The sequence below is a fragment of the Paraburkholderia sediminicola genome, from assembly GCF_046026855.1.
GTDB classification, from domain to species: domain Bacteria; phylum Pseudomonadota; class Gammaproteobacteria; order Burkholderiales; family Burkholderiaceae; genus Paraburkholderia; species Paraburkholderia sediminicola_A.
In genome coordinates this window covers 161,929-177,640 of sequence record NZ_JAQQET010000016.1, presented here as the reverse complement: position 1 = coordinate 177,640, position 15,712 = coordinate 161,929, and the positions used below count along the sequence as shown (strand labels likewise).

The 15,712-nt window shown below is 52.0% G+C and carries 9 protein-coding genes; 5 read left to right on the top strand and 4 right to left on the bottom strand.

Going from position 1 to position 15,712, the window contains the following annotated elements; all coding sequences use genetic code 11:
* Window positions 1-115: 115 nt before the first annotated feature.
* The 5 genes from PQR40_RS19610 to PQR40_RS19590 all read left to right on the top strand — a co-directional run bounded on the left by PQR40_RS19610 (window position 116) and on the right by PQR40_RS19590 (window position 11,767).
* The gene (locus PQR40_RS19610; protein WP_459252659.1) at window positions 116-2,839 is read left to right on the top strand and encodes an FkbM family methyltransferase; all 2,724 of its coding nucleotides are present in this window, start codon (window positions 116-118) and stop codon (window positions 2,837-2,839) included.
* Window positions 2,839-7,656, top strand: coding sequence for a glycosyltransferase (locus PQR40_RS19605; RefSeq protein ID WP_408509681.1), 4,818 nt, complete (start codon window positions 2,839-2,841; stop codon window positions 7,654-7,656). Before PQR40_RS19610 ends, PQR40_RS19605 begins: the two co-directional genes overlap by 1 nt.
* A gap of 23 nt (window positions 7,657-7,679) precedes the next feature.
* Window positions 7,680-8,717 (top strand): GDP-mannose 4,6-dehydratase, encoded by a 1,038-nt coding sequence (gene gmd, locus PQR40_RS19600; RefSeq protein ID WP_408509680.1) that lies wholly within the window; start codon window positions 7,680-7,682, stop codon window positions 8,715-8,717.
* Window positions 8,718-8,738: 21 nt separating this feature from the next.
* Window positions 8,739-10,439, top strand: a complete 1,701-nt coding sequence (locus PQR40_RS19595; protein WP_408509679.1) for a Wzt carbohydrate-binding domain-containing protein — start codon at window positions 8,739-8,741, stop codon at window positions 10,437-10,439.
* Between the two features lie 212 nt (window positions 10,440-10,651).
* Complete coding sequence (locus tag PQR40_RS19590) at window positions 10,652-11,767, top strand: glycosyltransferase family 4 protein (RefSeq protein WP_408509678.1); 1,116 nt, start codon at window positions 10,652-10,654, stop codon at window positions 11,765-11,767.
* Between the two features lies 1 nt (window position 11,768).
* On the opposite strand, the gene PQR40_RS19585 is transcribed toward PQR40_RS19590, so the two are convergent.
* From PQR40_RS19585 to PQR40_RS19570, 4 genes are all read right to left on the bottom strand, one after another.
* Window positions 11,769-12,962 (bottom strand): glycosyltransferase family 4 protein, encoded by a 1,194-nt coding sequence (locus PQR40_RS19585; protein ID WP_408509677.1) that lies wholly within the window; start codon window positions 12,960-12,962, stop codon window positions 11,769-11,771.
* A gap of 118 nt (window positions 12,963-13,080) precedes the next feature.
* Window positions 13,081-13,734: an ABC transporter ATP-binding protein gene (locus tag PQR40_RS19580; protein WP_408509676.1), complete on the bottom strand. Its 654-nt coding sequence runs from the start codon at window positions 13,732-13,734 to the stop codon at window positions 13,081-13,083.
* Complete coding sequence (locus PQR40_RS19575; protein WP_408509696.1) at window positions 13,731-14,522, bottom strand: ABC transporter permease; 792 nt, start codon at window positions 14,520-14,522, stop codon at window positions 13,731-13,733. Before PQR40_RS19575 ends, PQR40_RS19580 begins: the two co-directional genes overlap by 4 nt.
* Before the next feature lie 12 nt (window positions 14,523-14,534).
* Window positions 14,535-15,701 carry a KpsE/RkpR family capsule polysaccharide export protein gene (locus tag PQR40_RS19570; protein ID WP_408509675.1) on the bottom strand — a complete coding sequence of 389 codons (1,167 nt, stop codon included), beginning with the start codon at window positions 15,699-15,701 and terminating at the stop codon, window positions 14,535-14,537.
* Between the last annotated feature and the right edge of the window lie 11 nt (window positions 15,702-15,712).

The following is a 15,712-nucleotide window of genomic DNA, read 5'->3' as shown; positions in this document are numbered from 1 at the left end:
GCGAAGACACGGTTATTAAGTCGCATGTTATGTACAACGCGAGAAACCATGCTGTATTCAATTCGGAAGTCATAACGTGAGTATTACTTCTTATGCCCAGAATTTTGAAGACGTCATGCTCTGGCGTGCGCTCGGGCACATTGAGCGTGGTTCGTTTATAGACATCGGTGCCCAAGACCCAATTGTCGACTCTGTGAGTCTTGCATTTTACGAGCGGGGCTGGCGAGGCACCCACGTCGAGCCAACGCCGTACTACGCTGACTTGCTAAGGCAACAGCGGCCAGGCGACACGGTCATTCAGGCTGCTGTCGGGAACGGCCCCGCCGTGTTGAGGTTCTTTGAAATCCCCCTCAGTGGGATTTCAACTGCGGACGCAGACATAGCGGCACTACACCGCGAGCGCGGATTTGACGTACATGAAATCGTTGTGCCTTGTGTAACGTTGTCGGCAGTTTTTGAAGCGTCTAACAGACAGGAAATCCATTGGCTCAAGATTGATGTTGAAGGATTTGAGGCACAAGTACTGTCGAGCTGGGGTGCATCAACGGTGCGTCCGTGGATTGTCGTTGTTGAAAGCACGCTTCCCATGAGTCAGGCGGAAACGCATGAAAACTGGGAGGCGACACTTGTTTCTTATGGTTATATTCCCGTTTATTTCGACGGATTGAATCGATTTTACGTCTCAGAGGCGCGCCCAGAAATTCAGGGTGCATTTCGAGCTCCTCCGAATGTCTTTGACAGATTCATGCTCAATGGTACATCCAGCGCGTCCTTCCACCAATTAATCGAACATCGCCGTCAAGCGCAAGTTGATGAAGTCATTGCGCAGATCGAACAACAGAGACAATCCACGATAGGTGAGATCGAGAGCCTCAATCAGAGCATCGCTTCGCTTCGAGCTGCACACACCGAGCACGAGCAAAAATGGGCAAGCCGAGAGCAGGGAATCGCCGCGCAATTGGTCGTGCTTCAAAATCAGGCAGCCCACGAGAAGACTGAGCTGGAGCGCCACTACATAAGACAAGAGCGCGAAATGCATCGTCAATACGTTGGTCGCGAGAGTGCTCTCAGCCAACGACTGCAGGCTGATCGAGACGAACTGCGTTACGTCCAGCAAGACCAGATAAAGCGGGAACAGGCGTTGTCGGAACAAGCTGACCAACTACAGGGGCGACTGGAAAGTCTTTTGCGTGTGCTGGCTCAGCGTGAGCAGGAAGTTGCCGGACAATTGTTGGACGTCCAGCGTCAAGCTGCGCAGGAAACGGCCGAACTTACGCGCAGCCACATCGAGCAGGAGCGCGAATTGCATCGCCAGCAAGCCCAGCGGGAGCAAATGCTCAACTCGCGCTTGGACGCTGGGCAACGAGAGATTCAACGTTTGGAGCAAGACTGCGCCCAGCGAGAAAGGGAGCACGCTTACCAAAGCGGCCAGTCTAGACACGCGCTCGAAAGTCTGCTGCGTGATCAAATCAACCGCGAGCAGGAGATAAGCGCACAGCTATTGGCGATCCAGCAGCAGGCTGCCCGCGAGAGGGAGGATATTACGCGCCGCCATAGCGAACAAGAGCAAGCGGTACGCCGTCAACATGCCGCGCGGCAACAGGCTCTTATACAAGAACATCTTGCTGCAAAGGAGGCTGCGCGACAACAGGAGCAGGAGTGGAAGCGTGAAGAGAAAGTACTCGCCGAAGAAATTGCTGCTCTGCGTGCTGAAACCCAGGCGCTTCAGTGCGGCCAGCAATTGCGAGCGCAACAACATGATGCTGAACTTGTTGCTCAGCTTGAAGAACACAATCGTCTAATCGACGCATGCGTTGCATTAGAGGCACAGCTCAGAGCAGAGATATGGGCAGAGCAACAAACTAATTTGCGATTGCGTCAGAGTCTCGTTCACGTCCAAGAAAGCCTAGAAGAGACGTGTTCATCGATAACCTGGCGCATGACGGCCCCATTGCGGAAGCTGCTCACCGTGTTCAGTTTGGTTAAAAAGAACCGTGATTTGTCGTGGACTATCACCGGCATGATGGCTTCTGCTGAGGAATCGCAATCAATGGAAACATCCACAGAGTGCCCCGCTTCTACTGTTGCGAACTCAGCTACTTCGCATCTTGCCGAGAAAGCACCGGAGGAAGATTTCGTTCCTCGCAGTGTCACGTCGACTATTTCAAAATCATCCGATTGCAACGCATCCATTGAGCCCATCATGCTTTTTTCCACACAGGTAATCGACAAGACTAACCCAGCCGTTGCAAACACGTTGATTGAACTACTTGCTTGTCACGATCAACAGTTTGTTCTCTGCGCCTATCAAACACTATTGGGTCGGTCCCCCGATCCTGATGGGTTGAAGTACTACTTGGGGAGGCTGCGTGCAGGCATCTCTAAAATTCAGCTCTTGAAACAATTGCGGACCTCCTCGGAGGGCAAGGCGCACGCTGCAGAATTGATGGGACTCGATGCGGCTATTCAGCGTCACCAAACGGGCCAGATTCCGGTGATTGGATGGTTGTTCAGAATGCGCGGCGATGCGGGGAGCAGTGGTGCACTCGAACGTGAGCTGCGCAGTATCGAAAATCAACTTTATTTGCTCAGGGATGAAAGTAGCCGTCGCTTCACACAGTTGGAAGCGGCAATTGCCGGTTTGCAAAACCTAGTTCTGGAGCAGACCCAGTCGGTCGTTACGTCCTTGGGCCGCACGCCTTCGACGCTACCAGACACCCCACGTACTTCTTCTATCTCAGCACCAGAGTCCGACGGCCTTGATCGACTCTCGCCGCGTGCCAAAGACATTTATTTTCAACTCAAAGCAGCAGCTATTCGTGCCGGTAAGGAGGCGTAATGCGTATTGTGATTGATCTTCAAGGTGCGCAAAGCACGGGTTCACGTAATCGTGGCGTCGGTCGTTACAGTATGTCGCTGGCACAAGCAATTATTCGCAACAAGGGTCCGCACGAGGTGATCGTTGCGCTCAATGGCATTTTTGCCGATACCATTGAACCTATTCGCAGTGCTCTTGACGGTGTACTTGCGCAAGATGCAATTCGCGTTTGGAATGCTCCAGGACCGGTTGGCCATTCAAATGCGAGCAACCATTGGCGCCGCCGTTCAGCAGAATTAGTCCGAGAGGCTTTTTTGGCGAGCTTGGCGCCAGATATAGTTCTGATCAGTAGTCTATTTGAGGCATTAGATGATGATGCCGTGACTAGCATTGGGATGTTAAATCTCGCGGTGCCTACGGCCGTAATATTTTATGATCTGATTCCTTACATTCATCGGCACCCCTATCTGGAAAACCCGGTGATTGAAGCGTGGTATGAAAACAAGTTGGATCACGTGCGCCGTGCCAACTTGCTGTTGGCAATTTCTGAGTCTTCGCGTCAGGAAGGTATTCAATATCTCGGCTTTCCTGCCGACAAAATTGTGAATATTTCGACCGCTGCAGATCCACACTTTGTGCCGAAAGTTCTGACTAAAGAGCGCGAGGAAGAGGTTCGGAAGCGTTATGGCTTAGATCGGCAATTCGTAATGTATACGGGTGGCATTGACTATCGGAAAAACGTTGAAGGGTTAATACGTGCTTTTTCCCGATTGCCGAAAAAATTGCGAGCTAACCATCAATTGGCCGTCGTTTGTTCAGCTCAGTCTCACAGCAAAGCATCTTTGAAAAAATTGGCGAAAGACCATGGATTGGCTGCTCACGAGGTGGTTCTCACTGGTTTTGTTCCAGAGGACGATCTTCTGGCTCTCTACAATATTTGCAAAATGTTTGTCTTCCCATCATGGCATGAGGGATTTGGACTGCCCGCGCTCGAAGCCATGCGGTGTGGCAAGGCCGTGATCGGAGCAAATACGTCAAGTTTGCCTGAAGTTATAGGTAGGGCCGATGCGCTCTTTGACCCACATAGCGATGAGTCGATTGCAAGCAAGATTACCCAGGTTTTGACTGATGATGATTTCCGTCATCGGTTGGAACTGCATGGTCTGAAGCAAGGTGAACTCTTCTCATGGGATGCCAGTGCCAAAGCAAGTATCGCCGCTCTCGAAGACTGGCACGCGACTAATGCGGTCTCGTCAACGGTAACCCCCGCGCTTGGCCAGCGCCTCAAGTTGGCCTATGTATCTCCGTTGCGACCAGAGCGGAGTGGTATCAGCAACTACAGCGCCGAATTGCTACCGGAACTCGCGCGCCACTACGATATCGAGGTGATCACGGCTCAAGGGTCCATTTCGGACTCATGGGTCCAAGCGAACTGCGCGCAGCGCGGGGTTGAGTGGTTTAGAGCACACGCTGATCATTACGATCGCGTGTTATATCACTTTGGAAATAACCACCTGCATCAGCATATGTTCGACTTAATCGGAGAGGTTCCGGGCGTTGTCGTTATGCACGATTTCTTTCTCTCCGGAGTTATCCGGCATATGGATTTGACAGGATATGCCCCAGGGATGTGGGACAAATCACTTTATAAGGATCATGGTTATGCTGCGGTGCACTTGCGGTATCACGGGACTGACAATACCCAAGTTATTTGGAAATATCCAAATAACAAGGACGTTTTGGCTAAGGCAAGAGGAGTAATCGTTCACGCAGAAAATTCCCGACGATTGGCAGAGCGTTGGTATGGAAGCGAGGCAAAGAAAGATTTGGTTGTTATACCGCATCTGCGAACTCCCGTAGTTGACGTAAAAAGAACTGCTGCTCGAACCGCTCTAGGTATCGATCAAGACGCCTTTGTCGTGTGTAGTTTCGGTTTTCTGTCACCCACGAAGCTCAACAAGAATTTGTTGGACGCCTGGCTATCTTCGGATCTTGCTAGAAGCAAAAATTGTCTGCTCTTCTTTGTCGGGGAGAACAACGGCGAGGCTTATGGCGTTGAACTTCTGAAAACTATTGAAAACCACAAGTCCGGAGAGCGCGTCAGCATCACGGGTTGGATAGACACCGCCACATTTCATCAATATTTGGCGGCGGCAGATCTTGGCGTTCAACTACGCACCCTTTCTCGCGGCGAGTCTTCAGGCGCTGTGATGGACTGCATGAACTATGGATTGGCAACCATCGTAAATGGGCATGGTAGTTTTGCCGATTTGCCTGAGGACGCTGTATGGAAGTTACCTGATATTTTTGCGGGTAACGAACTCGTTCATGCGCTCGAAACTTTATGGCGAGACACGTCGCGTCGTGAGGGTCTTGGTGGAAGGGCACGTGAAATCATCCTTACCAGTCATGCACCAAGGGCGTGTGCCGACGGGTACGCGCAGGCAATTGAATCCATGTATCGATCGAATGTTGCTGACGTGAAAGCTTTGGCAGGAGCCGTGTCTACATTCGAACCTGGGCCAACCGAAGTCGAAGCATGGGTTGATCTGGCAAATGCGTTGGCTTATTCAATCCCTTCTCGACTGGCGGGCCGACAGTTGCTGGTTGACGTGTCGAAACTGATTGCAACCGAAGATACGATCGACGCGACTGATGCGAATTGCGTTGCATTGCGTGAATTGCTTGCGCATCCACCAAAAGGATTTCGAGTAGAGCCGATTTATATCGCGGCCGATTGTCGATATTTCTATGCACGTAAGTTCACTTTGCGGTTGATAGGGTGCCCGGACTCTTCTTTGGAAGATGAAGTCATCGAGTACGCTGCCGGGGATGTGTTGTTTGGGCTTTTTTCAGACCGCGACTTAGTCCATGAGCAAGATGGGTTCTTTCAGAAGCTTCGGGAACAAGGTGTGAAGATATTGTTCTACATTGACGAGGCGGCCGCTTCTTCGATTTCCGGTCAGAATAGTGCGGCTAACTGGCCACCGAAATGGTCGAACATTATCGCCCGATGCGACGGCGTGATAGGCGAATCGACAGAAGAAATCAAAGCTATTGAACACCTGCTGCCGGTGATTTGTGCCAACCGCTTGCGTCCCCTGTACCTCGGTGCAGTTCATGCGGAGAACAGTTCAATTGTTTCCGCATTAGACGAAGTTGCGACAGGTGAATTGGATCCCAGCGCAGATTGGTCGCAGGATACTAAAAAGATCGTCGATGCTCTGCTTAACGACAATTGGATGACAAGTTGGGTGCCTGATGGCGGCCATCGATACTTTGGCTCTGATTCGCGGCTGGGAACTCAGGTCGGCGAAAGAGACGGACGGACCATGCGGACGACACAAAAAGCAGGCGTTGTCCTTCACGGACCCTATTTAGCATTGTCGGCAGGTCGCTATCGAGTCAACATCCTCGGTCAGACCAGAGTTGTCGGAAGTCCCGAAGCCTACGCAGATATTGCAGTTCGCTCTGGTAAAGAGGTCTTGTCTAGGGCTGTGTTGGGCGTTTCCTCTGGCGATGGCTTGCTCGCAGAGCTCGATGTATATCTTGACACGGGCGTTTTAGACTTCGAAGTCAGGATATGGGCGGCGGCAACATCCGACTTGACTGTTACAGGACTCGAGATTCTACCGGAAGGGCTATTTGAAAAGTCACTTGATCATGAGAGCGAGGTCACTTCGCACGATGCGTCCTGTGACCCCCGAGAGGCCAAGATCGGTTGGGTAACAACGTGGAATACAAAGTGCGGAATAGCGACATATTCGGAGCATCTAATTTCCAATATGGCAGGAAATGTCACTGTATTTGCTGCGGAACAGGTAGCGTTGCTTAGTGCGGACGACGAGAACTGCTATCGATTTTGGAAAACCAGCAAGGAAAAAAACGATCTTGAGAAAGTTGCGCGGGTAATCGACTCCAAAAATTTAAATGTCATTGTCATACAGTTTAATTATGGATTTTTCAATTTTCTCGAATTGACGGAATTTGTTGATGAGCAGTTGGATGCCGATAGAGTCGTTATCTTTATGATGCACTCGACAGTTGACCCATATGGAGAAACTCAGAATTGGCGACTTTCTGAGCTGAAAGATATCCTTTCTCGGTGTCATCGCGTTCTGGTTCATTCAGATTCCGATCGTGAAAGACTCAAAAAATTGGACATCGTTGATAACGTTCGCGTATTCCCTCATGGGGTTTTAAGCTATGGCGCTGTGCCGTCGAAAGATGCGCCTTCGGATATGCCATTGATTGCCGCATATGGATTTTGTCTGCCTCACAAGGGGCTTAAAGAGTTGATCGAAGCAGTTTTTTTGCTTAAGCAGCGAGGCGCGCCAGTGCGCCTTCGCTTGGTCAACGCGGAGTATCCCAACCCGGTTTCAACTGAGCTACTTAAGGAACTGAAAAGCCTCGTTGAAGATTTATCTTTAGAAGATACAGTAGAGTTTCACAATGATTATCTTGAAGATGTGGCGTCGCTTGCGTTGCTTGCTGACTCTGACCTCCTAGTATTTCCCTATCAAGTTACAGGCGAATCGTCAAGCGCTGCTGTGCGCTATGGTCTTGCGACCAAGCGACCGGTCGCTGTTACCCCGCTGGGCATTTTCGAGGATCTTGGTGAGTCCGTTTTTCATTTCGCAGGCGTAAAGCCTGCCGATATTGCTCAAGGCATCGCTGAATGTTTGGATGATATTCGGTCGAATTCTCCACGGGCGCAAACAATACATCGCGAGGCTGACCGCTGGCGAGTAGCCCATGACTACCGCGTTGTGGGATCACGGCTCCAAGATATTTGTACAACTTTGCTCAGCGATGACGCAATGTTCGAAAAGATTTGAATTTTATAATTAGGAAAATTGGTATGCAAAAAATTGCGGTGATAACGGGTATCACAGGACAGGACGGCGCTTATCTTGCGGAGCTTTTGCTTGGGAAAGGCTATGAAGTTTATGGTACCTACAGGCGTACAAGCTCGGTAAATTTCTGGCGGATAGAAGAATTGGGCATTGATCAACATCCGAATCTGAAATTGGTCGAATACGATCTTACAGATTTAAGTGCGACTATTCGTTTGTTGGAAAATACTCGTGCTACAGAAGTTTATAATCTTGCCGCTCAGAGTTTCGTCGGGGTGTCTTTCGATCAACCGGTGACCACTGCCGAGATTACGGGACTCGGCCCGGTAAATCTGCTTGAGGCAATTCGGATCGTGAATCCTTCGATCCGATTTTACCAAGCCAGCACTTCCGAGATGTTCGGTAAGGTGCAAACAATTCCACAACTTGAAAGCACACCTTTTTATCCTCGCAGTCCGTATGGTGTTGCAAAACTCTACGCGCATTGGATGGCGATCAACTATCGGGAGAGCTACAATATTTTTGCTAGTAGCGGCATTCTGTTCAATCATGAATCTCCTTTGCGTGGCCGTGAGTTTGTTACGCGAAAGATCACCGATAGTCTTGCTAAGATCAGCTTGGGGAAGCTTGATGTGTTGGAACTAGGCAATATGGACGCGAAGCGGGACTGGGGCTTCGCCAAGGAGTATGTGGAAGGTATGTGGCGCATGCTGCAAGCCCACACGCCAGATACATACGTTCTGGCGACCAATCGCACGGAAACGGTACGAGATTTCGTTTCAATGGCGGCGAACGCGGCCGGATTTGATCTTGAGTGGAAAGGTTCTGCCGAGAAGGAGGTTGCCATTGACACAAAGACTGGCAAGACGCTCGTGCGAGTTAATCCGAAATTTTATCGCCCCGCGGAAGTCGAGTTGTTGATTGGGAATCCTGAAAAGGCAGAACGGGAACTGGATTGGAGACCCAAGACTTCACTGGAACAGTTGTGCGAGATGATGGTGGAGGCAGACATTCGCCGAAACAAAATCAGTTTTTCGTTTTAATATATCGGACGCCACGAGAAAATGAGCCGCGAAGATGGTGCATTCCCTGGTCGAGTTATTTTTGATCATCTTCCGAAGACGGCTGGCCAGGCAATTAATGCTTGGCTCGTCGACGTCTTAGGAGCGGGCTGTGTTTCAACTAATTTAATCGGCGCTCATCGCGACCTGATCCGGAGGTATGGGGGGCTGTATTCTGTAATTAGCGCACATGTTTTTTTTCACAATGCGGAGGGATTGGATCCGCGTTATCAATACATGACTTTCTTCCGAGAACCGGTTGATCGTGCCATTTCGTGGATTTTTTATTTGGCGAACGACGTCGGCATTGTCAAGAACACGGTTTCTCGGAAACATGGTGCCGCGCAGTTCCTAGCAAGTGAAGGTCACGAGACTTCCGCAGAGTTTCTCTTATCAGTCGAAAACCCATATACGGAGCATTTTTGTCGTGTTCACGGTAGTGGTTTGGAGTCTGACGAGGAGAAGATCGCGAATGCTCTTGCGGCAATTCAGCAGTACGATGTGGTTGGCTTGTACGAGGATATGCCAACCTTCCTGGAAGATGTAGCAGCGCTACTTGATGTCCCTGCCCCAAAACAGATAGCACCGGTAAACGTCACTAGCCGACGTCTGGCAGCAAATCAAATATCGCCGGCATTGCGGGAGCGAATCATCGCACTCAATCGGTTGGATATGCGTTTGTATGCAGATGTCGTGGCTTGGAAGGCATCTACGGCACAAAAAAGGGCGATTAAACTTTCATCGCAGGCGGCGTCGAAGTGGAAAAAATACGAGCCTGTAGTGGACCGTGTTGTTTCCACGCCGGATATCACTATCATTGCTACAGCCCTTCGCGAAGGAAGCGAAATTCGTAGCGGGCAAGTGATGACGTTTGATGTGGATTTCGTTCTGAAGCGAGAATTGTCAGATCTAGAAATGGGCATCCATTTGTTCGACGCTGATCGGCAGTGGGCGTTCGGGACCAACAGCACATTGCTGGGCCGTACGCGTCAGTCGTTGCTGCCCGGTGCATATCGTGTAAGTCACCATTTGGTCGCCAATCTTCCGGCCGGCAAGTATACGGCTGGTTTCGCCTTTGCAGAGCGTTTGGTGGAGGGGCAGAGAGAACTTGCATGGCATGATGTAATGTGCGAATTTGAGGTCTATCATCAGATCGACCGAACATTTGCCGGCTATTCCTATTTACCAGCAGAAATTAGCCTGAGGCCGATAAAGTTGGCTGCGGAACACGATATCCTCGAAACAGGAGTTCGGCGATTGCGAGGTAGTGACAATCGTTTGTACACGCACGTTGGTGAGCGCACGGGGCATGACATTGGTTGTACTGGACAAGCTGGCTATTTGATTTTCGGCCCGTATATTGCCTTGAACCCAGGCCACTATCGACTAGCGATTTTTGGAGCGCTCGGCGAAGGCGGTATCGCCGGAGCGCATATGGACGTCGCGATCGATAAGGGCGAGAGAGTAATTGCCGAGTGTCCCCTCGACAATTCAAGCGACGAAGGTAGTTTCGCTACCTTGCCGATATCGCTTGACGTGCCATGTAGCGACCTTGAGATCAGAGTGTGGGTGAATGCCGATACCGATTTACGGATTTCAATGATAGAGATTACGCCAGTCCGGGCCGATGACTTGCGTCACGTGCCGACCGCTGACAGTTCCTCGAACTCGCTTGCAACTATCCCTGAGGGCCCCGACCTCTAACGAAGATTTGTCCGGAGGTGGCGCAACCAGGGTGGTCTGGTGAAGTGAACTGGTGTGACAACAACGTTGTCAGGTGCATCACGTGATCCATGTCTGAGAGGATCGAGAATGGAGAACTCTTTTGGGCGAGCTATGCTTAGAACTTTGGATGCAGGTATTGGCGATTTTGCTGTGCGTTATCTGACGGTGTGGCTCCATCGGTCGGGGAACCCATGAAGGTGATTTTGGCCGTGGATGCGCTTGTTCCACCACTTACTGGAATTGGCAGATACGCGTGGGAACTGGCGAGCCACTATCAGACGTTGCGCAATAATCTTGATTCAATGCGTTTCTTTTTTGCCGGGCGATGGGTCGATGATCCTGCGGATCTCCTGGCCCCAAGTGCTGAACGGCTGGCCCAAAGGCCCAAGGGTCGACTTTTTCCAACGAAGGGGTGGCGGCAGTGGCGGATGCGGCACGAGATGCGGGATCACGTATTTCACTCACCAAATTATTTCTTACCAGATACGGTCGATAGCGGAGTGGTAACGGTGCACGACCTGTCCGTTTTCAAATATCCCGAGACGCATCCCGCAGCACGCATCAAGCATTTCGAGCGTGGCTTTGCGTCTACGTTGTCGCGTGCGTCTCATTTGATCACCGATTCTGAAGCGACCCGCGGCGAGGTCATGGATTATTTCGGCTGGTCTCCAGATCGCATTACAGCCATCAAACTTGGGGCACGGTCTGAATTTCGAAGCCGAGATGCATCGGATGTCGCAACTGCGTTGAGCAGCTATGGCCTTATTCACGGAGGCTATTCCCTGTGCGTTTCCACGTTAGAACCCCGCAAACGAATTGACCGCTTACTCACAGCCTACCTCGATTTGCCCCAATCGGTGCGTACACGCTATCCACTGGTTTTGGCTGGAAGTGCGGGGTGGCTGAACGACACTTTGCGCGCACAGATTGAGCGCGGCGAACGAGAGGGCTGGCTGCGATATCTGGGGTTTGTCAACGAGACGTTTTTACCCTTACTCTATTCAGGTGCGCGTGCGTTTCTTTATCCGTCGGTCTACGAGGGGTTCGGACTCCCTGTACTTGAAGCAATGGCGAGTGGGGTGCCTACCTTGACCTCAAACTCTTCGTCGTTACCGGAGGTTGCAGGCGGCGCGGCCTGGCTTGTCGTGGCCGACGATCATGAAGATCTGCGCAATGGCATCGAACATGTGCTGTGCGATGACGCGTGGCGTGACGCTGCCATCACACGCGGGTTGCTGGTTTCCAGCGCGCTGACGTGGGAGCGTTGTGCCCAAAGGACTCTTGAGGTATACAGTCGTTTTGGTTGAATTACTGCAGGCAGTGAAATTCAGCTAACAACGCCTTCAACTGTCCAGCACTCTCGGACCATGTCAACGGCATTATGGCTTGACTGGCTGGTGCCGTACCGCTGTCTAGCCAGTCCAGCCATTGCGCCAATTGGGGGGCTAGTTCATCACCACTTTGTGCAGAGAAATAGGCCGCGTGTTCTCCTGCCACTTCGCGGAACACGGGGATGTCGCGGACAAACAGGGGCATTCCGTATTGAGCGGCTTCCACCAACGGCAGTCCGAAACCTTCAGCCTCAGACGCCATGACGAGCCCATCGAGCTTCGCATACAATCGCGCAAGTTGAACATCGTTGATATCTGGAAGCCAAAGCAGACGCTTGCCAGCCTCAGGGTGATTGTTTAGGCGTTCGATGAATGATTCGACATGCCAGCCCGGTTTGCCAGCAATGACCAACTTACTCTCCGCATCTTTACGCCACAGGACATCGAATGCATCGAGCACCTGCCCGTGTCCCTTACGAGGTTCGATCGTGCCGACCATGAGAATATTTCTCCGTCCATGGCTTAGATTTGCGTAATCTAGTTCCAACCTATCAATCGTCTCTCCTGCGTGGTCAACGGGGAGATCAGCCCCAAGATGAAACCATCCGGTTGTGGGTTGGTTTCCAGTCAGGCCAAAACGACGCGTCATGCAATGGCCCATCTCCTTTGAAACGGAACTGGAGATGCAAAGCAGCGCGTCCGCGTGTACCGCTAGTGTAGATACCCAGTGACGGAACGAGTTATAGGCCCGCGGCGTGAACCACTGACGGTGCAGTAGGGGCAAGAGATCGTAGACCACGAACGCGCAGCGCACGCCTTTTGCTCGCCACTTAAGAAGTTCGAGCTGTCGCCGAGGTGTAATGCGGCTGGTTAAGTCCAGCCCTAGGAAAATATCGCCGTTAAATACCCGAACGTCGTCGTCTTGGTGGGGCAGCGCGGACGAGGTCAACGAGGCGAGATAGATATTGGCGTAGCGGTAGGGTTGCTTTCTCGTTGCGCGTACCGGACGAATCTCGAATCCGGGCGGAGGCGCTTCAAGAAGTTGCAGCAGTAAGGATCGAACGACGCGTTGGATGCCCGTGCCTGCATCATGAGAGGCGATGATTGAAACATCTACCAGTAGTTGTCGAACTGGTTGCGCTTCGCCGGGGGCATTTGGCTGAACTGCCATGACCGCGCGCCTAGCGGCTTTTATGAAGTATGGTAACCACCAGATCGCGGCGAACTGGAGAGCTACTGCCGCGAATGTCTTAATCAGTTTTGGCACTTGATTTCTGGCGCGATGCCCCTCAATTCACGCTTTCCTGGTAGAACGTATAGGCATCCTGGACCTGGCTGAACGTATGAAGCTTGCCTTGAACAAGCACTGCAGCACGGTCGCAATGTTCACGGATATATCCGGCGTCGTGACTAACGATAATTAGTGAGCGGTCACGGCGGCGCTCAAAAAGCTCGCGATGACATTTCTCGTGAAAGCGGCTATCTCCTACAGCGACGATTTCATCAATCAAAAAGCAGTCGAATTCGACTGCCATCGAGATGGCAAAGGCGAGGCGCGCGCGCATACCGGCTGAGTAACTCTTGACTGGCTCGCGCAGATAGTAACCGAGCTCGGAGAATTCCTGAACAAACGGCTCCGCGGCCTTCGCGTCGGCCCCATACACCCGGCAGATAAAGCGGAGATTGTCCATTCCAGTCAAACTGCCCTGAAAGGCGCCCCCGAATGCGAGAGGCCAAGAGACACTCATGCTGCGGCGGATCCTTCCCGACGTCGGCAACTCTGCTCCGCTAATCATGCGAATCATCGTGGACTTGCCAGCACCATTGCGTCCCAGGATGCCGATTTTCTCGCCGGCACTGACGCGTAGATTGATCCCGTCAAGGACGCGACGGCGGCCTTGACGCGTGTGATATTCCTTGCAAATTTCTTGGAGTTCGATCATTCGGGTTCGACTCGTTTACTAGCGTCGTTTACGAGAAAAAGACCGATGAACATCAACACTAAGTCGCACGTAACCATGTAGCCGACATCATAGTGCGGCTTAACCAGCGAGCCGAAATAGCCGCCACGCAACATCTCGGTGCCATGCACCATCGGCAGTAGCAAAATGATCTTCTGGAAATTGGCTGGCAACCAGTCGACCATGAAAAGGGCGCCAGAGAGAGGGAACAGTAGGTACGCGACGGTATGCCAGACGCGCTCCACCGTTTCACTCCGTTCGCTGAGAGCCCCAACTGCGAATCCCAGCGAACTGCCGAAAACGGCTAGATAAATCCACCCACCCATAACCAAGGCGATGTCTTGGGGCGGTTGCATCAATCCGATGGTCACGAAGAAAACGGTTAAGAAAATGAAGGACGTAGTGGTCCCTGCTATTTCTAACAGCACCCGGGCCATGAATAAATCGATCACGCGAACATTGCGATGATAGAGGAGCGCCTGATTTGGCAGAATGGCAAGAGCGCACCGATTTGCGCAGTTACGCCACAACAGTACGGACGAGTACCCGGTGACCGCAAAAGAGGTGATCGGAAGCGTTGACCCGTGCGTCGCTTTGGTAGCTGTCCATAGGCCAAGAACCCCCAGCGTAAACATCATCGGCTCAAAGAAAATCCACAAAAAGCCGACGTTATGCCGCCCATATCGAGTCAAAATCTCACGCATCAAAAGCGCGCCTACAACGCGCAGTTGAATGTGCAGTGATCTCAGGAAGGGTGTGTCGTGATGCACAGTTTCCAATCCTTAGTCGTGGTGCTCGCGTACGCCCGCAAGCAGCAGACTCAACACGCCCCAAATGATCATCCCTAGCGCGAACACTTCAAAAATCGACTTCAACCGCTTCGGCTCAATCGCCACGTCCGGCGTATTCGGCTGAACCAACCTTTCCAGATACAGTTGTTTTCGCTGCGCTTCAGCCCGTGCGCTCTCAAGCGCAGCCATGGCTGAAGCCAATTGCTTGTCCGAAAACTGCGAGTCCAATTGCAGGCGCGCGTACATCGCCGCCTTATTCGACAACGAATTTTTCCCACCGGTCACACCGCCATTTGTCCCCTCGATCTGCTTTTCAAGCGTCGTAATGCTGGTCTTGAGTACCGGAATCTGTGGGTTTTGCGGGGCGATCGATTGCAACTGGATCAGTTGCGTTTGAGCCGCGAACAGTTGAGTTTGCAGCGCAGTGACTTGCTGCAATTGAAGCGCGGACTGCCGGTCTGGATCGAAAACCGTGTACGAATCACGATAGGTTGCCAACGCTGCCGCAGCGTCCTTGGCTTTGGCCGCGGCGATGTCCACCTGGGCCTGTGCGAATTGAACCGTGTCTGCCGCGGCTCTTGAATTCATGCGGTTGACCAGCCGCTCGCTCATCTCAAGCAGCTTTTCGTTGATCTTTTCTGCGTCGTCGGCGGTATAGCCGCGGACCTGCAGGGTCGTAATTGCCGAGGTGGAGTCCAGATCGACAGTGACGATATGTTTGCCGTAATATTTCCACAGCGATTCGAAACTACCGTCAAGGTGTCGCGAAAAATGGCTCAGCAAGTCACCGTGATTACCGTAGGCATCGGCAATATAGTCGCTCTGATTTAATTCTTTGAGCGCATCACGAGACTGAATGTAGTCGATCACGGGGTACGTATCGTCTTGTGCCCGCGAGAAGCCGGTACCTTGCAGCAGCGCACCCACCACGCTGGTCTGACTCTGCCTTTGCGCGCTCCGCACCACAAAGCGCGACTCCGAGACATAGATATCTGACGCAATCGGCCCGAAGTACACCACGGCGATCGTAGTCGGCACAACGACAGTCAACGCAAAAATACGGTTGACCCCCTTAATGCGCTCAACCAGACCTTTCTTCTTCCCCGTGGGCGGCAGCGCCGCGTTGTTGCTAGATGCAGTTTCCAACGTCTTATCCAACTTTGAATAGT